Source organism: Trichormus variabilis 0441 (assembly GCF_009856605.1).
In the GTDB taxonomy this organism is placed as follows: Bacteria; Cyanobacteriota; Cyanobacteriia; order Cyanobacteriales; family Nostocaceae; genus Trichormus; species Trichormus variabilis.
In genome coordinates, this window is the sequence record NZ_CP047242.1 from 2,278,057 (window position 1) to 2,297,500 (window position 19,444).

Sequence of the window (19,444 nt, forward strand, 5' to 3'; positions counted from 1 at the left end):
TATCTCCTAAACCTAGCCTTCAGATGATGGTTGAACAGCTAGGTAAATGTAGTAAGTTGCCATTGGAATGATGGTAGCAGCAATTAAAAGTCCTACCACCCAAGCAGTGGCGTTACCTTTATCGGTTTCTCCGGCTTTTTTGAATGTGCCTTCTACTTGTACTTTGTCAACGATTTGTGGGGGGCCAGGATCAGGTTGACCAGAGAGAACAGCAACTAGGCGATCGCTGGCATCTAAAAATGCCTGATTATATTTATTACCGTCTCGTAAGGGTGCAGCCAAGGTTTCCTCAGCCACGCTGTTGGCAATGGCATCTGTGAGTAAAGGCTTGACTTCATCTCCAGTAATAATTGCAGTACCATTAGTCACGGTATCCAGTACTAACAAAATTTGATTTGCTTGAGCTTCTTTGTTAGGAAACCATTTTTCAAACAGTGCTTGACCAAAGCTTTCTGGTGTTTCCCCATAATCTAGGCGATGGATAGTCACAAATCTGACTTCCTTACCTGTTTGTTTTGCTAAGTTCTCTAAGCTGCTGCTAATTGCACCTTCATTGATTCGGCTAATTACGTCGCCTTGGTCTAATACCCATGTAGAATCACCTGCTGTCAGGTTTGGTATTTGATACACTCCTGAAGCTAGTGCGGGGGAGCTAGATAGCGATGCAGCTAGAATAATAGTCAAAAAAGGCAATATCAGCCGGATGAAGAGTTTTTTCATCCTAAAAACTTGTTGGAGGATATGTGTCATTGGATAATTCCATAAGTACGAATAGCACAAAAATACTACATAACTAATGTCAAGATCACCCTCTAAGGGGGGTTAGGGGTGAGCAACAAGTTATTAAAATCACATTTTACCACTTTTAAAACAACCTCTTAGAGAAGTCATTTATAATTTTTAATTACAAATTAAAAAGTACATTTAGCTAAAGTCGGAAAATCAAAATCCTTGAGCATTTCTAATAATTTAAATACAGATGGAATCTGGAGTGACTGAGGTCTAATAGCTACACAAATTACTTTTTCTAAAGGCTTTGGTAAACTATGAACTTGTACGCCTGGGGGAATTGGTATTGCTGCTAAATGAGGCAAAATTGCTGCTGTTAATCCTTGATGAACCATGTTAACAATCATGGAGTCTTCTGGAATATGACTGGTAATGTTGATAAAAGGTGCTAACTGTTTGAGGTTTTGATTAAGGGACTTTTCAGAAGCTGAATGAGACACTATGACTGGTGAGTATCTAGCGATATCTTCCCATGTGAGGTGGCAACTATTAACTTGGGCTTTTGGTGGTAGTAAAGCAATATATTCATCTCTGAGAATTTCCCATGTTGTAAATTCATCTCTAGTGGGTAAAGAAGTAACACCTATATCAGCACGACCTTCACGCAAACACTGTTCTACGTCAAGACAAGAAAGACATTCGATGATTGTGACATTAACTTCGGGAAATTGATCATGAAATTGAGCGATCGCTTTTGGTAATAAATGAGTGGCTACACAACGAAAAGCTGCGACTCTTACACAACCACCGTATAAATGTTTGTGGATGTTGGCTTCTTCCTGTAGCATTTCTAAGTGCTGCATGGCTTGGCGAATATGATGTAAAATTCGCTCTCCGACTGGTGTCAATACAGCGCCATGACGACCTCTGGCAAATAAAGGTATACCCAATTCTTCTTCTAAAGTAGCGATCGCATGACTAACCGCCGGCTGTGTCAGCTGTAATTCTAAAGCTGCTTCACTAAAATTACCACGCTCTGCTACTGCAACTACAGCGCGAAGTTGGGAAATCTTCATAGGGAATTAAACAGTTAACTTTTTCATAAATAATTAGTGATGGCTAATTAAGAAAGTCCCAGTTATCTTGGATTTCTGAAAACCATATTTAATTACTAATCGAAATATTGTTAAGCTTCTATTAGTTAGGCAAATGTTATATTTAATTCTATGGAAGCTTATATTGGTTGTCTACAGCCTCAAGACAGATAAACAGCAACCATTATCATATTTGGCAAAGATCATTTCCAGCAGCATTTGCAAAATATTTTATAAAAACTTGTAAAAATCATATTTCGATTTTCTCTATACTTTGTAGTAAACGCCTATTTTGAGGGTTTAGGTAAATGTATATCAGTAATCCTAAACAATACTTTCGATAGAGACACAAAAGAGAAATTACTAGATTTTAGGTAGATAAAATCACCAATATTATTTTATTAAAATGATGGGCAAGAATAAAAAAAGGAGTATGAGTTATGTCTGAAGAGAAAAAAGCAAAGTCTAATAGTCAAGATACTACAGCTTCTGGGGGCTACCAAACTCCCCTCAACGAAGAGATTCGTAAAACTGGCACTGCTGCTGAGTCTAACGCGAGAGATAGTGCTAAACCAGAATCACCGGGTGAAGATGATGTTGCTGGTAGCCCCAATCAAGGAACTGAATCACGATAATTGAGCTTAAATATTTCCTATAGAAATAGCCCTAGTGGTTTTTTGCATACTTGCCATAGTTGAAACTTGAGTTGGTAAATACATTAAAAAATGTATTTATCCGCTCTTTTTGTATTTTTGATTTTTCAGTTATAACTTTTCTCTCGATTAATCCAAACACCTCTTAACCCGGCTGCTTTTGCTCCTTGATAATCTTCTTCAATGCTATCGCCAATGTGCCATGCCTCTTCAGGAGAACTATTATGTTTTTCTAGAGCGATCGCAAAAATTTTGGGATCAGGTTTTGCTGCACCTACTTGAGTGGAAATAGTTACCGAAGAAAAGTAGTGACTCAAACCTAAGCTTTGCAAAACTGAGTACAGCCGTGAATCAAAATTAGACAAAACGCCTAATTCAATTCCTATATGTTGCCAATTGCTTAAGGATTGCACAACATCAGGATATATCACCCAAGGTTCCGCAGTCCCAAAGTGAATATATAGTTCACCAAAAAAGCTGGAAAAATCAGCAAATTGGGTCAGAACACCAGCACTTTCAAAGGTATTTAGAGCAATTCTACGCCACCACTCAAATTCACGTTGTGGTATGTCTTCAGCGTCAGCATCAGGAAAGATAGGTGGCGGCGACGCTTTAAAACTTTCCATAAATGCTTTATCCACAATATCCGGTGCAACTTCTACACCAAACTCTTGGGCTATTTGACTGTAAACTTTTCCGACACTACCCTTAACGCCGAAGAGTGTCCCCACAGCATCCACAAAAATAACTTTAGGCCTTTCCATTAAAGTGCTTGCAAATTATAAATGTTAGTCATTGGTCATTGACTTCCCTGCGCGAAAGTGTCCGCGCAAGAAAGTGCAATCCCTAATACTTAGTACCCTTTTCATTCACAGCATCCACTGCTGAGTAAATTGTTTCTATAATAGGACGTACAAGCCAGTTAAAACCAACTTTTAGTTGATGATCTAGGGTTGGTAATCTATACAAGTAGGCGAGACGGCGGGCAACATAAGCCAAAGAACCATCTAATTTAACTCCTAAACCTGTAAGGGTGGCGTTATCTGTACCCAGTGCTAACATCTCCCCTAACTGTTGGTAGCGGAAAGGTAATAGGGGGCGTTGAGTCAGAGAAGCCCAAATATTCCAAGCGGCGTAGTCTGCTTGTTGAAAAGCGGCTTGTGCGGTAGCAGGTACTTGCTGACCTTCAGCGTCAATACAGTCGGCTAAGTCTCCCAGAGCAAAAATGTCTGGATGGTCAAGAACTTGGAGAGTTGGTGTATTGGTGATTTGACCACGCTGGTTCTGTTTGAAAGGCAGACTTTTCACTACGTTTGTCACCCTTGTACCCACAGTCCAAATTACCAAATCTACGGGAATGGTATCCACTTGATTTTTGTACTCTAGGGAGATAGTATTTTGTCCTATTGACTCAACTTTGGTTTCTAAATCAATAAACACACCTTTTGCATCCAAAGCTTTCTTGGCAGCCTCGCGGTTAAAATCTGGGGAGGTGCGTAAAATTTGATCGCTGATCTCCACCAGACGGAAGCGTCCTCTTTCCCCTAGTCTATCTGCTAACTTACAAGCTAACTCAACACCACTATAACCAGCACCAACAATTGCGACACGGATTTTTTCTGCATCTGACTCTTCCAATACTCGCAGACGTTCTTCCAAGCGATAGGTATCAGCAATAGTACGGAAAGGATAGGCGTAGGATGTGGCACCAGGAACTAAGTCTAATGGTGTTTCGCCACCCAGTGTTAAAACTAAGCGATCGTAAGGGATTTCTGGTCCATCTTGCAGATGTACCCGTTGTTGGTCGATATCAATACCAGAAACAACTGCTTGATAAAAACGTATACCTGTACCTTCGAGAAGTTCAATAAAAGGGGGTGCAATTTCCCATGATTGCAGTTCTCCTGTGAGTAATTCGTACAATAAGGGGGAGAATAGAAAGCGATCGCTTTGATCTACCAGTACAATTTCTGGTTTTTGCTGAGTTTCCCAAGGTAATTGGCTTAAGCGTAAAGCTGTATAGAGACCGCCAAAGCCTCCACCCAGAATTACAATTCTCTTAGTCTGTTCGGTCATAAATTCTATGGGACATTCTATCCCAGTAAGGCAACTAACTCTCAGTGTAATGATTTATTTCCCTCAGTGACCATTAGTCGGCAATCCGAGTACTTTCCTTCATGCAGTTCATGAGCGAGTAATAACTTGACTTTCACAAACCCACGTTTCTCATAGCACCGAATAGCACGAATATTGTCAACACGGGGATCAATCACAATCAGAGCAGCTAAGAATACTTCAAAAATATACCTTACAACCATTCTTAATATTTCGGCACCAATCCCCCGATGCCAATAATTGGGTTCTCCTATAAACAAATCGATGCCATAGACCTTATCTGTATTATCTAGACAGTATTTTTGTTGATCTATCTCTGGTAAGTCGGCAACTGAATAGTACTGTAAATAGCCAATCTTCGTATTTTTATAACTGATAAGGCAAGGCTTAACTGGCTCGTTTCCTATAATGATGGGTTTGTATGTTTCTATAACCTTTTCTAAGTTAAAAGGATTATCTCTGCCTTCATAAAACTGTAGTATTTGCTCATCGGTCAACCATTTTGCTATTAACTGATAGTCTAATTCGCTATCTTCCATGAGACGAATACTCAGTTCATCTTTTTGAATCAACATAATAAAAAATCGTAATTCGTAATCTTCAGGCTTAATCCACTCAATTATAGAATTAGTGGTTTTCCATTGGTTGGAATCTAAAACCCTAAATAAGTTAATTACGAATTACGTTGGTTTTGGTTTTTACAACAAAAATCTACCAATAAATCTACGGAGGTGTTAGCCTAGCCGTAAATTCTTAGGGATGACAAATTATGTTTAGTTACCACCTGTTGTGATAGATTTATGATGTATTGCTGAGTCTTCGGCTTTTCTTTGCCATTGACCATTGTTACCTTGTTTGTACTCATTTCTCACACTATTCCAAGCAACATCAGCCGAACCTTCTTCACTCAAACCATCACTTTGAGCCGCATTAAAAGCTGCAAAGAAAATCTGTTGAGCGCGTTCTGGTAACTGTTCTCTAATGTCTTGAGGTAATTCACTTATTTGTTGATAAGGCATAATTCCACTCCACTCAATCTAACTTTAGTTTATGTTAAAAGATTGATTAGTAATTTTGCCTCTTTCTGTAAGTAGAGATGTAAAATACCCTTCTTGGGGATTAATCAAATAGACTTAAGTTCAGTTGAATTAAAATAGTGAGATTAATATCAATAAATCAAAAAGATTATCAGAGTATATCCATCCTATCCAATTCATGGATTTTAGTAAATTAAACGCTGAGGTAGAATGGCAATTTTCACGGTGTAAAATATGTTAATAAATTCTTTAAATATAAGATTAATTGCTCTTTTTATTAAAATTAAATTCCTCTAAAATAGATACGTGAATATTCAATTATTGATTAGACAAACAATGATTGTAAATGAATACCTCTAACATAGATACCTCTGCTGTAACTCATTGTTATAGATCATGTATTATTTAGAAAGTATAGTCGATGGGTATTAACCCAAAAAACAGACGCTTTAAAATCTAAAACTGACCTGCATCTCCTATGCCTCGCAAAACCTCATCCACATATCATACTACGGATACAACACCATTAGCTCTCTCTCAGCTACATATCCGCTTGGCAGGACTAGAAAAAGAACATCAAGCCTTACTGAAAAAGATTAAAAGTAAGCGCACTGAACTGAAAAATTTTATTGAACGGATGCGTTCTTTAGCAACAGAAACATTCCATCGAGCCAGTCCTGGATTTACCAAAATATCAGAGCTAGATAAAGAAATACACACTCTATTTGCAGAGATTTTTACTACTAGAAAATTCAGTAAACAAACTGAGAAGAAAGTAAAGGCAGTTTATCTTAATCTCCAGATGACTGGGATAATCAGTCCAAAATTTGAGAGCGGACAGCCAGAGATAGAACTCGATGAGACTTTTGATGAATCTCAGCAAGAAAATAAATCACGCCAAAGTCAATATGGACAAACACAACAGGAATTAGGATTTTCACCTGTAAATAGAACAGATGAATCGAGAAAAATTCGTCAGACATTTCTGAGGTTAGCTGAAATATTTCATCCTGATAAGGTAAAAGATAGTGAAACGCAGATAAATCATACAGAAATTATGAAGGAAATTAATAAAGCCTACCAAGAAGGCGATTTAGCAAGACTTCTGGAAATTGAGCACAAGCATCAGGTAGGGGAGCTTATTGATCATAATAGTGAAGATGATTTAACTAGAAAATGTAAGACTTTAGCACAGCAAAATGAAATCTTGATAACTCAATATGAAAATTTAAAGAAAGAACTACGTGTAGTGAAAAATACACCTGAAGGTGTAATGGTTTCCGACGCGCGCAAAGCGGCGAAACAAGGCATAGATCCTATTGCCCAAATGTTGGAATCGATGGAAATACAAATTAACTTAGTTACAGAAATTCGTGATTTTGTTAAGGATTTTAAAGCGCAGAAAATAACTATCAAAGAATTTCTTAATGGGCCAGAAAGTTTATCTTCCTTACAACAAGAAATGATGGAAGATATGCTTGAGCAAATGTTGTCAGAACTAGATGGTGTGATTATATTTTAAATTAACATCTTCTTGCCTATTTTCTTCAGTTACATTTTATTCATTTGAGAAAAATATAGACTCTCAGATATTGATCTGTCAGTTAAGTATATTAAATTTTGTATTTAGGTATGGAACTCATATTGGAACATTTTCATCCATTGTTGTGGTATTCCTAAATTAACAGTCAAAATCCCGATGAAAAAATCTCTATTTTTACTGTTCAAGCGTTTACTTCTGGCACTTTCTTTAAGTATTTTTATTTTGCCTACTATATGGGTAAATTCGCCAGTTTTGCCATTGCTAGCTAAACCTGAGACTCGGATTTTTGAGCAAGTTTGGCAAACAGTAAATGATAATTTTTATGATCCAAAAATGAATGGAGTCAATTGGCAAATAACTAAAGAAAAGTATAAGCCTGAAGTATTACAAGCCAAGTCGGATCAAGAGGTTGCTGCTATTTTCAATCAAATGTTGTCTGAACTCAAAACTTCCCACACCCGTTACTATACTCAAGATGATCTGGCTTACTATCAACTTTTAGGCATTTTTTATGGTCAAGGCATGGAGTTACCGAAGGAATTAAAAAAGTTTTTTCCTAACGGTAAATTTGAATACTCCGGTATTGGTTTATTTACTAAAGAAATCAATGGTAAGACTTTTGTTAGCTCTATTTTAGATGAAAGTCCTGCTGACAAGGATGGCTTAAAAGTAGGTGACCAGGTTATTAGTGTAGATGGTAATCAATATTACCCCATACGCTCCTTTGTGGGTAAAGCAGGGCAAACAGTCAAAATATTAATCCAGCGATCGCCTCAATTAAACAGTCGCCAAGAAATTACCATAGTACCGAAAATGTTTGATGCCAGCACAATGTTTTTGGAGGCTCAAATGGCTAGCATTGAGATCCTCAAACAAGAAAATAAAAAAATTGGCTATGTCCACATCTGGTCAAATGCAGCCGATCCGTATCAGCAACAGCTCCAGAATGAGCTAATCTATGGTCGCCTGAAAAACGCCGATGGGTTAATTTTGGATCTCCGAGATGGATGGGGAGGGGGAGATATTAGTTATCTCAACATTTTCACGGCTGAAAAAAGTCCCAGTGTCACTCACGTTCAACGTAACGGCCGACGATATACCTATAATTATCAATGGAAAAAACCTGTAGTGATGTTGGTAAACGAAGGAAGCCGCAGCAGTAAGGAAATTCTGGCGTTTAACTTTCAACAAAATCAGATTGGGCAAGTCATCGGCACTAAAACAACAGGAGCCGTGGTTGCTGGTCGTCCTTATATTATGCAGGATGGCAGCTTGGTTTACGTAGCAGTCGCGGATGTTTTTCTCAACGGTAATCAAAGATTAGAAGGTAAAGGTGTTACCCCAGATATTAACGTTCCATTTTCCTTGGAATATGCACAAGGAGTAGACCCGCAAAAACAAAAAGCAATAGAGACTCTACTTAAAGCATTATGATTTTCGCTGTCTCCTGCTGATTCTGCTTAGAGGATGAACAGTGTTTGTAAACACTTAGTAAATATTAGAGAAATATTCAAAACCCCGTGTAAACTTATACGCAATACAACAAACCCTTTAGACAACTAAACATAGCGCCTTATGTCAATTATTGCGCTCAGAGCATGGTATCTTCAGGATTATGAACCAATTTCTGAACTAGAAAAACGGCCGCCAGATATTCGTCTTAGTAAAAAAAGCTTGCTGAGAGCGGCATTACGTGCAGACTTTTTAGAAGATAGTGATGCGGTTAAACATTCCACTTGGTTTAGGCGGTATCTGGAGGGAGAAAATGTAGAATTTTATGTTGAAGGTAGTGGTAGCTACTGTGTAGCCAACATAGATTTAATTAGCCATGAAATTTATTTCACCAAGCAGACAGTTTTAGCTCAGTTAGAACCAACGATTTTCTTTTCCTATCAAACTGAATACGCCGATGCTAGTGATCTTCTCAGGGAAGGACTGCAAAAGAGTGTAGAAAAATTAAACTTGCGATCGCGTATCCCACTGACATTAGTAGAATCATCTCGCCCCAAAGACGCGCCCTTGCGTTTAAATCGCACTATTTTGAGAAAATTACGTAAAAGTTTATTGTTTATTGCAGACACTACACCTATTGCCAGCATTGATGGTCAACAAACACAACAATTAATTCCTAGCCCTAATGTTTGTGTAGAAATTGGCTACGCCATTCAAAGCAAGCGGACAGAACAAATCTTATTAGCACATCTGCAACGTCCAGATTATCAAGGAGAAGGGAAATTTCCTTTCGACCTACCCACACAACAAATCTTGCCATTTCGAGACAGCAAAGAACTAAATAAAATTCTCACAGGAGCTATTGAAACCCAGCTAACAAGATTCAAATTGTTTTAACTAATTGATAGTTTTACTGCATTCTGTCTATAGTCCGATACTGAATCGCTTCTGCTACATGATTAGGTTTTAGCTCGTCCTCATCTGCCAAATCTGCAATAGTCCGAGAGACTTTCAGAATGCGATCGCTTGCTCTGGCAGATAAACCCAGTTTTTTTATCGCCGCTTCTAATAAGCTGCGACTACCATCATCTAGTTTGCACCATGTTTGCAAATGACGACTCTGCATTTGGGCATTACAACGCAGATTAGGCTCTTTTTGAAAGCGATTAATGGCGCGATCGCGTGCTTTTTGTACCCTTTCCCGCACAGAAACGGACTCTTCTCCTGTAGGTTGTTGGGTGATTTCCTCTGGTTTCAAGCGATTGACAGCCACTTGCAAATCAATTCGATCCATCAACGGGCCAGAAAGCTTCGCCCAATACTGCTCTCGTTGTCTGGGGGAACAGGTACACTGTTGAATGGTATCACCGTAATAACCACAAGGACAGGGATTGGTACTCGCCACCAAAGTAAACTGTGCAGGGAAAATTACAGATTGTCTAGTACGAGAAATGGTGACATAACCATCTTCTAAAGGCTGGCGGAGAAATTCTAAAACATCACGTTTAAACTCTGTTAACTCGTCTAAGAAAAGAATCCCTCTGTGTGATAAGGAGATTTCACCAGGACGGGGAAAACCACCGCCACCGACCAGAGAAGGCCCGGAGGCTGAATGGTGAGGACTACGGAAAGGGCGATCGCGCACTAGGGAACCCCGATTTTTCAACAACCCAGCCACAGAGTGAATGCGAGTTACTTCCAAGGCTTCAGCAAAACTCAAAGGTGGTAAAATCCCAGGTAAGCGCCTTGCTAACATGGTTTTTCCACTACCAGGAGGTCCAACAAACACAAGATTATGTCCGCCAGCCGCCGCAATTTCCAAAGCACGACGACCATGAGCTTGTCCTTTTACGTCCTTTAAGTCGGCGATCGCATGAAATACTGGTGTGAGTTCTTGTGATTCCTCTAACTTTACTGGTTGATGCTTGCTAGGGTGATTTAATAAATCCACAACCTCAGACACATTCTTGCAGCCATACACAGCTAAACCCTCCACCACAGAAGCTTCTTGAGCGTTATCCACAGGTACAATTAAGCCTGCAATCCCCATTTTTTTCGCAGTAGCAGCGATCGGTAAAACCCCAGCTACTGGACGTAAGCTGCCATCGAGAGAAACTTCACCCAAAAAAAGATAATCTCCTAACAAGTCAGGGTTAACCTGTTCAGAAGCAGCTAAAATTCCTATACTAATGGGCAAATCGAAACAGGGGCCTTCCTTGCGTAAGTCTGCTGGAGTCAAGTTAATCACTATTTTCCGCATTGGAAAGGCAAAACCCGCATTTTTGAGAGTTGCTTTGACTCTTTCTTTTGATTCCTGAACGGCTGAATCTGGTAGCCCCAAAACCACAATTCCCGGCAAACCCCCCGATATATCGACTTCTACGCCTACTTTCACGGCATCGATGCCGACAATTGATGCACTCCAGACTCTAGCAAGCATTGGCTAAATCTTTCTTATGTGAACAATAACCCTTTAGAATCTCTAGCAGATGAGTTCTTATAACCGCATGAGTGAAACCACAGAGACCATTTTTAGTAAAATTATTCGCCGAGAAATTCCCGCCAATATCGTCTATGAAGATGATTTAGCCCTAGCTTTTACAGATGTACATCCCCAAGCACCAGTACATATCCTGGTCATTCCTAAACAACCCCTCGCCAAACTGTCTGATGCAGATTCTCATGACCACGCTCTTTTGGGACATCTTTTGTTAACCGCCAAACGTGTTGCCCAAAAAGCTGGACTGGAGAATGGCTATCGTGTTGTTATCAATAATGGCAATGATGGAGGGCAAACAGTTTACCACCTGCATTTACATATTCTAGGTGGGCGACTAATGGCATGGCCTCCTGGTTGATATACAGTTATTAATCGCGTCACTAGACGCGATTAATAGATAAAAATCAAGTACTACAAGACTTAATACTCTGTAAAAAATATGTCTAATTAAAGGAGTTATACCGTTTCTTGATGTAGCCTGCCTGGCGTAGCCATAGATGCACTTTACCCTGTACTGTAGAGACGTTGCATACAACGTCTCTACTTATATTTGGTGCAACTTCATAGAGAATTGGTATTAAATATCTAAAAACTAGCGTTCTTGCGTAATTACAGATACGCCATTACTTATACTGACTTTTTGAACTAAATAATTTTTACACGATGACAAAATATCTTTTGTCATTTGATTAGCGATACTTTCAAAATTCTGACTTGTTAATCCACATTCCATATCACCGTTCAAAGTAATAGAAACAGTGACAATATGAGGCTCATCTACTGGTTCTATTTTCCCTACTTCAAATTCTTCAGTCCAAGCTGGCAACTCTTCGCCTGTTTGCCGTCCATACACTTTTACTCTCTCAATAGACCCAGTACCTAAACTGGTAATTCCTTTATGCACAAATGCAACTAAGGATTGTTGATTGGGAACTTTGGTAGATTCCAGCATTACCTGCAAGCAAGCATCTTTCAGGAGAACTTTTGCCGTGATGCCTTTGGGCTTTAGGTGACGATTCATCAAAAATGCGATCGCCTGAGTATTGCCTCGTTTAGCAAGTTTTACAAGTTTTTCCTGTGACATAAGCAAGTACAGCCGAAAATTAAGCAATAATTTCTTTATTCTTAAGATTCCCTATTTACTAACGTAACCAACAATAGTTAAAAATTTCACAAATGTTTTAAATAGCTACGTACATTTATTGAAATTGCTAAAATTATTATTTACAACCAATTTTTATATATGCAGATTTACCAACCTCATCCTTGGCCGTTAACGGTGGAAGAAGCCATAACTATTCAAGAAGAATTAAGACATCAAGTAATTACACAAGACCAATTTACACAACCCGTGCAGTACGTCGCTGGTGTTGATATGGGTTTTGAAGCTGATGGCACAATTAGCCGTGCCGCAGTAGCAGTACTGAGTTTTCCTGATTTACAAGTTGTCGAAACTAGCCTAGCGTACCGTCCTACGTCATTTCCCTACATTCCTGGTTTTCTCTCTTTCCGAGAAATACCAGCAGTACTTGACGCTCTAGAAAAAATTCAAACAAAACCAGATATTATTTTATGTGATGGCCAAGGCATCGCCCATCCTCGAAGGTTAGGTATAGCTAGTCACTTAGGAGTACTACTGAACATCCCAACAATTGGTGTAGCCAAATCTCTATTAATTGGTAGACATGAAGAATTAGCAGACACCAAAGGCAGTTGGCAACCACTCATACACAGAGGTGAAATTATCGGTGCAGTTTTACGAACCCGTGTAGGAGTAAAGCCTGTGTATGTTTCCAGTGGACATAAAATCAGTTTACCAACCGCTATCGACTACGTATTGCGATGTACACCAAAATACCGCCTACCAGAAACTACTCGCGTAGCTGATAAACTAGCATCAAACCGATAAAGTCATCAAGCCAGCATATAAATTTTTTGAAGTTTGTTCTCAAAACTTGCTTGCGACTACTTACTCATGTTAGGAATCGCACAGAAGGAAGTTGAAGTAGCTAAACAAGAGTTACCCAAGTTAGAAAAATGAACGCACTAACTCTCCAGTGGCAAGACGGTGGTCAAAATAAAACTCAGCAAATTTACGAACAACAGCCAAGTAAAAATCCTGGCACTGTCCGCATTGGTCGAGATCCTCTCCGGTGCGATATCGTTTTAACTAACCCAACGGTATCGGGTCTGCACGTAGAAATATTTTTTCATTCTCAGCAGCAAAACTTTTATATCAGAAATTTGCGATCGCAAAATCCCCCACTCATAGATGGACAACAACTAATTCAAGGTGAAAAACCTTTAAATCAAGGCAGTATCATCTACTTAGGTCAAGCTCAACTTCACATCACAAATATTACTATTAACACCATCGCCGCCACTGTTTTATCCCTGCCGCAACCACCCATTGCCCGTCCTCAACCAGTTACACCTCCTCTACGTCAACAGCCATCACCATCACCGATACATCATCATCCAGCTACACCACCAGGAGTGTACGGTTTAGAGTGTCCAAAATGTCACCGTGTATCTTCACTGGAAAATCTGCCAGTCGGCTGTCCTTGGTGCGGCACATCTTTAGCCGCAGCAGTCAGCGTATTAGTAGCACCGAATTGACGATATCGACAATGGGAGATATCAGGGATAAAACACTACTGACAACTGACCAATGACTAATCCACAAATTCAATTGAGTTGGGAAGACCCAATAACTGGAGAACGGCGAGAACCAAAGTTAGATGTGCCTATTGCTTTTGGTCGAGAATTCGCGCGTTTACCTGCCGAACTGGACGGAAAGCGCGTTTCCAGAATGTTGCTCAACAGTGATCAAATTTCTCGTTACCATGCTCTCATTATCTGGGAAAATAACCAATTAATAGTAATTGACCAAGGTAGTGTCAATGGTACATTCATCAACGGTCAGCAACAAAAACGTAGTGTTCTGACTAGCGGTGATACATTGCAAATTGGCCCCTACATCATGATGGTGACACTCACAGTTCGTGTCACTGCGCCAATCACCAATCCTCCTTCATTAATTCAATTTAATCCCAATACCAATCTTCCTGATCCAAACTTACCAGCAACCCCCCCCATAACACCTTTAGGAAACAATTTTCCACCACCAGTATTTCAAGCAGAACAGGTTCCTGTACAAGCACTCCACGCTACAGGTCTGCCCGTAGATGAATGCGATTATCTAGCTGTTGGTGGAGGATTAGGCAGCTTTATTTGGACTGATTTATTGCGAATTAGTGGTGTCCGTGCGGAGAAAATTGTAGCCCTGGGGTTAGAAGCAGAACCTTACGCGCGTTATAAGCGCCTTTGCCTTAATTCCCAAATACCCTTACACGAAAGATTGCGGTCAAATTCTGATTCTTGCCCTGATAATATTTGGGGTTGGCCTAGTTATGCTTGGCGAGAAACTTGGCAGGACTTAACCAAAGGTAATTTAAACACAGCGTTCCGGTATTTGTGGCAGGTATTTGCTGAACCAACCTTTGCCGAAACTTACACTCCCCGTGCCAGCAACGTTTTCGACTCCATAGACAGGGAAGCCAAACGTATTAACTGGAATCAAATTTATCGCTATGGGCGAGTTAGATCAATTCGCAAAACCGATGACGGGAGATATTGTATAGCCTATTCTCGTGGGCAAGGCAATCATGCTTTTTTAGTGAGCCGTTATTTACATTTAGCTACAGGGTATCCAGCAATTCAGTTTCTCCCTGATTTGCAAGCTTATAGAGAGAAGTACCGAGATTTTAAATCTGTCGTCAATGCTTATGAAGCACACGACCATGTATATGAGCAATTAGAACACCAAGGTGGTACAGTCCTGATTCGGGGTCGCGGAATTGTCGCTTCACGCATCGTCCAACGCATTTATGAAGCAAGGCGCAAAAATCCTAATATTACAGTTTTGCACTTGATGCGATCGCCTAAACCCCAAGGCAACACATTTCAAAAAGCCACACGTCTAGTCAAAAACCATTACGAATTTCAACCATTCAACTGGCCAAAAGCCTGCTGGAGCGGTGAACTCCGCGTTATGTTAGAACAAGCCACTCCAGAAGAGCGCAAACGCTTACTAACAGACTGGGGCGGTACAACCACCGCCGACAGACAAGACTGGCAACGCATTACAGAACAAGGGTTAAGAGAAGGTTGGTATCAAATTACTTTCGGCGAAGTGTTGGGAGTAGAAAGAGATGCACAAAACCGTACTATCACCAAAATCCAAGAAAAAGGTTTTGGGGAAATGAAACTGACGGCTGATTTTATTGTTGACGCTACTGGTTTAGATGCCAAAGTGCAAGCTAATCCTTTGTTAGAAGACCTAGTAAAACAATACAACCTACCTTTAAACTATCTAGGACGCTTAACGGTCACAAATGATTTTGAGATCGCAGAAATGCGTCATGGTAAGGGACAAATGTATGCAGCCGGGGCAATCACTCTTGGCGGACCTTACGCAGCCGTTGATAGTTTTTTGGGCTTACAATATGCGGCTCTCGTTGCCCTTGACGGACTTGCCGCAGTCCGCGCGCCTGGTGTCCGCCGTTTAAATGCAGTCAGTTCTTTTAGCCAATGGTTAAAGTGGGTATTTAATCAGTCACCATCATAACCACGACAAAAATTTGTTGATGTAGTTGCTTTTGTACAGGTAAGTTACAGAAAGATTACCCTCAAATTCATATCAGTCTCCGCATTGAAGTCGATTGACGATTTATTAGTGCGTCACGACTCATTTAATTTAGAAATGCTATTAAATGCTATCGAAGGAAACCTATTTGAACTGTATGGGCTTTTTTGTGCTGGTGTAGGCGTGCCTGAAAAGCCTGTAGGTGGGGAGAAAGGGAGAGAGAAAAAAATTTTCGAGAAAAGAGTTGACAAGGGAGAGTAGGTTGGATATATTGGATAAGTGCCTGAGAGAGGGGCGCGACGAAGCGCCGCTCGGAGGGTGTCCGAACCTTGAAAATATTATAGTTTGAAAGCTAGTATACGACAATAGCCTGCGTCAAGAAAATAAAAAACACCAGGCTGAGGTGGATAAAGAGCAGTCAAAATGAGCTAAAAACAAACGATTCAAAACGGAGAGTTTGATCCTGGCTCAGGATGAACGCTGGCGGTATGCTTAACACATGCAAGTCGAACGGAATCTTCGGATTTAGTGGCGGACGGGTGAGTAACGCGTGAGAATCTAGCTCTAGGTCGGGGACAACCACTGGAAACGGTGGCTAATACCGGATGTGCCGAAAGGTGAAAGATTTATTGCCTAGAGATGAGCTCGCGTCTGATTAGCTAGTTGGTGTGGTAAGAGCGCACCAAGGCGACGATCAGTAGCTGGTCTGAGAGGATGATCAGCCACACTGGGACTGAGACACGGCCCAGACTCCTACGGGAGGCAGCAGTGGGGAATTTTCCGCAATGGGCGAAAGCCTGACGGAGCAATACCGCGTGAGGGAGGAAGGCTCTTGGGTTGTAAACCTCTTTTCTCAGGGAATAAGAAAGTGAAGGTACCTGAGGAATAAGCATCGGCTAACTCCGTGCCAGCAGCCGCGGTAATACGGAGGATGCAAGCGTTATCCGGAATGATTGGGCGTAAAGCGTCCGCAGGTGGCACTGTAAGTCTGCTGTTAAAGAGCAAGGCTCAACCTTGTAAAGGCAGTGGAAACTACAGAGCTAGAGTACGTTCGGGGCAGAGGGAATTCCTGGTGTAGCGGTGAAATGCGTAGAGATCAGGAAGAACACCGGTGGCGAAAGCGCTCTGCTAGGCCGTAACTGACACTGAGGGACGAAAGCTAGGGGAGCGAATGGGATTAGATACCCCAGTAGTCCTAGCCGTAAACGATGGATACTAGGCGTGGCTTGTATCGACCCGAGCCGTGCCGGAGCCAACGCGTTAAGTATCCCGCCTGGGGAGTACGCACGCAAGTGTGAAACTCAAAGGAATTGACGGGGGCCCGCACAAGCGGTGGAGTATGTGGTTTAATTCGATGCAACGCGAAGAACCTTACCAAGACTTGACATGTCGCGAATCTTCTTGAAAGGGAAGAGTGCCTTAGGGAGCGCGAACACAGGTGGTGCATGGCTGTCGTCAGCTCGTGTCGTGAGATGTTGGGTTAAGTCCCGCAACGAGCGCAACCCTCGTTTTTAGTTGCCAGCATTAAGTTGGGCACTCTAGAGAGACTGCCGGTGACAAACCGGAGGAAGGTGGGGATGACGTCAAGTCAGCATGCCCCTTACGTCTTGGGCTACACACGTACTACAATGCTACGGACAGAGGGCAGCAAGCTAGCGATAGCAAGCAAATCCCGTAAACCGTAGCTCAGTTCAGATCGCAGGCTGCAACTCGCCTGCGTGAAGGAGGAATCGCTAGTAATTGCAGGTCAGCATACTGCAGTGAATTCGTTCCCGGGCCTTGTACACACCGCCCGTCACACCATGGAAGCTGGCAACGCCCGAAGTCATTACTCCAACCATTCGTGGGGGAGGATGCCTAAGGCAGTGCTGGTGACTGGGGTGAAGTCGTAACAAGGTAGCCGTACCGGAAGGTGTGGCTGGATCACCTCCTTTTAGGGAGACCTACCCAACTGAGAATCGAAAGCACAGAGCAAATAGATGAACAGATGGTCTACTCTAGGTCGGTCGCAGATAGTGTCGAAGCTTTCAAACTATGATTTGGTTCGATAATGGGCTATTAGCTCAGGTGGTTAGAGCGCACCCCTGATAAGGGTGAGGTCCCTGGTTCGAGTCCAGGATGGCCCACCTGAAGCAAGTCAAAAGTCAAAAGTCAAAAGCAATAAACTAATTAATTTTGAATTTTGAATTTTGAATTGTGTTGGGGGGGTTTAGCTCAGTTGGTAGAGCGCCTGCTTTGCAAGCAGGATGTCAGCGGTTCGAGTCCGCTAACCTCCACATGAAAAAGCGAAAAGCCAGAAAGGAAGAATTCAGCAACTAACGGAAGTTAGACTGCTGGGTAAAACCTAGCCAGAACCTTGAAAACTGCATAAAAACGCGATTAGATTAGCAGGCAGACACAGACAAACTGTGAATGCAGGATAAGCCAATGAAAAAGTGGTCAAGCTAATAAGGGCTAATGGTGGATACCTAGGCACACAGAGGCGAAGAAGGACGTGGTTACCGACGAAATACTCCGGGGAGTTGGAAGCAAACTATGAGCCGGAGATGTCCGAATGGGGCAACCCTAAATACTACCTGTTGAATATATAGACAGGAAAGAGCCAACCCAGCGAACTGAAACATCTTAGTAGCTGGAGGAAGAGAAATCAAAAGAGATTCCCTGAGTAGTGGTGAGCGAAAGGGGAAGAGCCTAAACCAGTTGGTTTACTGACTGGGGTAGTGGGACAGCGATATCGAATCTAGAGATTAGACGAAGCAGCTAAATACTGCACCAGAGAAAGTGAAAGTCTTGTAGTCGAAAATTGAAGGATAGTAGCTGAATCCCGAGTAGCATGGGGCACGAGGAATCCCATGTGAATCAGCGAGGACCATCTCGTAAGGCTAAATACTACTGTGTGACCGATAGTGAACCAGTACCGCGAGGGAAAGGTGAAAAGAACCCCGCAAGGGGAGTGAAATAGAACATGAAACCATTAGCTTACAAGCAGTGGGAGTCCGATTAAACGGATGACCGCGTGCCTGTTGAAGAATGAGCCGGCGACTTATAGGCACTGGTAGGTTAAGACGAGAATGTCGGAGCCAAAGGGAAACCGAGTCTGAAAAGGGCGATAATCAGTGTTTATAGACCCGAACCCTGGTGATCTAACCATGGCCAGGATGAAGCTTGGGTAACACCAAGTGGAGGTCCGAACCGACCGATGTTGAAAAATCGGCGGATGAGTTGTGGTTAGGGGTGAAATGCCAATCGAACCAGGAGCTAGCTGGTTCTCCCCGAAATGTGTTGAGGCGCAGCGGTAATGATTATAGTCGGGGGGTAAAGCACTGTTTCGGTGCGGGCTGGGAGACCGGTACCAAATCGAGACAAACTCAGAATACCCGATGGACACATTGCCAGTGAGACGGTGGGGGATAAGCTTCATCGTCAAGAGGGAAACAGCCCAGACCACCAGCTAAGGTCCCCAAATCATCGCTAAGTGATAAAGGAGGTGAGATTGCCTAGACAACTAGGAGGTTTGCCTAGAAGCAGCCACCCTTGAAAGAGTGCGTAATAGCTCACTAGTCAAGCGATCTTGCGCCGAAAATGAACGGGGCTAAGCGATGTACCGAAGCTGTGGGATTAACTAAACATTAATCGGTAGGGGAGCGTTCCGTAGTAGGAAGAAGCAGTAGCG

General features: G+C 41.8%; 17 protein-coding genes, 2 tRNA genes and 2 rRNA genes (1 of these 21 cut by a window edge). 13 read left to right on the forward strand and 8 right to left on the reverse strand.

What is annotated here, in order from left to right:
* Positions 1-12 precede the first annotated feature (12 nt).
* Together psb32 and GSQ19_RS09260 are read right to left on the reverse strand one after the other, a co-directional pair.
* On the reverse strand, positions 13-750 hold the full coding sequence (gene psb32, locus GSQ19_RS09255) for a photosystem II repair protein Psb32 (protein WP_011317661.1): 738 nt from the start codon (positions 748-750) through the stop codon (positions 13-15).
* A gap of 161 nt (positions 751-911) precedes the next feature.
* Entirely contained in the window at positions 912-1,805 is an 894-nt protein-coding gene (locus GSQ19_RS09260; protein WP_011317662.1) for a LysR family transcriptional regulator, read from the reverse strand.
* A 458-nt stretch (positions 1,806-2,263) separates the two neighbouring features.
* On the opposite strand from GSQ19_RS09260, the gene GSQ19_RS09265 reads away from it, so the two are divergent.
* Positions 2,264-2,458 (forward strand): hypothetical protein, encoded by a 195-nt coding sequence (locus GSQ19_RS09265; protein WP_011317663.1) that lies wholly within the window; start codon positions 2,264-2,266, stop codon positions 2,456-2,458.
* A gap of 125 nt (positions 2,459-2,583) precedes the next feature.
* Here GSQ19_RS09265 and GSQ19_RS09270 read toward each other — a convergent pair whose 3' ends face one another.
* From GSQ19_RS09270 to GSQ19_RS09285, 4 genes are all read right to left on the reverse strand, one after another.
* Entirely contained in the window at positions 2,584-3,240 is a 657-nt protein-coding gene (locus tag GSQ19_RS09270) for an HAD-IA family hydrolase (RefSeq protein WP_011317664.1), read from the reverse strand.
* Positions 3,241-3,322: 82 nt separating this feature from the next.
* Positions 3,323-4,552 carry an NAD(P)/FAD-dependent oxidoreductase gene (locus tag GSQ19_RS09275; protein WP_011317665.1) on the reverse strand — a complete coding sequence of 410 codons (1,230 nt, stop codon included), beginning with the start codon at positions 4,550-4,552 and terminating at the stop codon, positions 3,323-3,325.
* Positions 4,553-4,593: 41 nt separating this feature from the next.
* Positions 4,594-5,166 carry a GNAT family N-acetyltransferase gene (locus tag GSQ19_RS09280; protein ID WP_011317666.1) on the reverse strand — a complete coding sequence of 191 codons (573 nt, stop codon included), beginning with the start codon at positions 5,164-5,166 and terminating at the stop codon, positions 4,594-4,596.
* A 198-nt stretch (positions 5,167-5,364) separates the two neighbouring features.
* Positions 5,365-5,610, reverse strand: a complete 246-nt coding sequence (locus GSQ19_RS09285) for a ChaB family protein (RefSeq protein WP_011317667.1) — start codon at positions 5,608-5,610, stop codon at positions 5,365-5,367.
* A gap of 496 nt (positions 5,611-6,106) precedes the next feature.
* Here GSQ19_RS09285 and GSQ19_RS09290 point away from each other — a divergent pair, with 496 nt between their 5' ends.
* The 3 genes from GSQ19_RS09290 (at position 6,107) to GSQ19_RS09300 (ending at position 9,520) form a co-directional block, all read left to right on the forward strand.
* A complete protein-coding gene (locus GSQ19_RS09290; RefSeq protein ID WP_011317668.1) occupies positions 6,107-7,150 on the forward strand; it encodes a J domain-containing protein in 1,044 nt (347 codons plus the stop codon).
* 177 nt (positions 7,151-7,327) lie between these two features.
* Positions 7,328-8,605, forward strand: coding sequence for a S41 family peptidase (locus GSQ19_RS09295; protein ID WP_011317669.1), 1,278 nt, complete (start codon positions 7,328-7,330; stop codon positions 8,603-8,605).
* Between the two features lie 141 nt (positions 8,606-8,746).
* Positions 8,747-9,520 carry a hypothetical protein gene (locus GSQ19_RS09300; RefSeq protein WP_011317670.1) on the forward strand — a complete coding sequence of 258 codons (774 nt, stop codon included), beginning with the start codon at positions 8,747-8,749 and terminating at the stop codon, positions 9,518-9,520.
* Between the two features lie 13 nt (positions 9,521-9,533).
* Here the strand turns inward: GSQ19_RS09300 and GSQ19_RS09305 are convergent, their stop codons facing one another.
* The gene (locus GSQ19_RS09305; RefSeq protein WP_011317671.1) at positions 9,534-11,063 is read right to left on the reverse strand and encodes a YifB family Mg chelatase-like AAA ATPase; all 1,530 of its coding nucleotides are present in this window, start codon (positions 11,061-11,063) and stop codon (positions 9,534-9,536) included.
* A 67-nt stretch (positions 11,064-11,130) separates the two neighbouring features.
* Between GSQ19_RS09305 and GSQ19_RS09310 the strand changes: the two genes are divergently transcribed.
* Positions 11,131-11,481, forward strand: a complete 351-nt coding sequence (locus GSQ19_RS09310) for a histidine triad nucleotide-binding protein (RefSeq protein WP_041456001.1) — start codon at positions 11,131-11,133, stop codon at positions 11,479-11,481.
* A gap of 234 nt (positions 11,482-11,715) precedes the next feature.
* On the opposite strand, the gene GSQ19_RS09315 is transcribed toward GSQ19_RS09310, so the two are convergent.
* Positions 11,716-12,207 carry a hypothetical protein gene (locus GSQ19_RS09315; protein ID WP_011317673.1) on the reverse strand — a complete coding sequence of 164 codons (492 nt, stop codon included), beginning with the start codon at positions 12,205-12,207 and terminating at the stop codon, positions 11,716-11,718.
* Positions 12,208-12,366: 159 nt separating this feature from the next.
* Here GSQ19_RS09315 and nfi point away from each other — a divergent pair, with 159 nt between their 5' ends.
* The 8 genes from nfi to GSQ19_RS09355 all read left to right on the forward strand — a co-directional run.
* Positions 12,367-13,032, forward strand: a complete 666-nt coding sequence (gene nfi / locus GSQ19_RS09320; protein ID WP_011317674.1) for a deoxyribonuclease V — start codon at positions 12,367-12,369, stop codon at positions 13,030-13,032.
* 128 nt (positions 13,033-13,160) lie between these two features.
* The gene (locus GSQ19_RS09325; RefSeq protein ID WP_011317675.1) at positions 13,161-13,742 is read left to right on the forward strand and encodes an FHA domain-containing protein; all 582 of its coding nucleotides are present in this window, start codon (positions 13,161-13,163) and stop codon (positions 13,740-13,742) included.
* A gap of 52 nt (positions 13,743-13,794) precedes the next feature.
* Complete coding sequence (locus GSQ19_RS09330) at positions 13,795-15,753, forward strand: FHA domain-containing protein (RefSeq protein ID WP_011317676.1); 1,959 nt, start codon at positions 13,795-13,797, stop codon at positions 15,751-15,753.
* 84 nt (positions 15,754-15,837) lie between these two features.
* Entirely contained in the window at positions 15,838-16,032 is a 195-nt protein-coding gene (locus GSQ19_RS09335) for a hypothetical protein (RefSeq protein ID WP_041456003.1), read from the forward strand.
* 184 nt (positions 16,033-16,216) lie between these two features.
* Positions 16,217-17,705 (forward strand): 16S ribosomal RNA (locus tag GSQ19_RS09340).
* Positions 17,706-17,823: 118 nt separating this feature from the next.
* Positions 17,824-17,897: transfer RNA gene (locus GSQ19_RS09345), tRNA-Ile, on the forward strand.
* 77 nt (positions 17,898-17,974) lie between these two features.
* Positions 17,975-18,047: transfer RNA gene (locus GSQ19_RS09350), tRNA-Ala, on the forward strand.
* A 161-nt stretch (positions 18,048-18,208) separates the two neighbouring features.
* Positions 18,209-19,444, forward strand: a 23S ribosomal RNA gene (locus GSQ19_RS09355); it runs 1,594 nt beyond the window's last position.
* Together the 16S and 23S rRNA genes with 2 tRNA genes alongside form the textbook arrangement of a ribosomal RNA operon.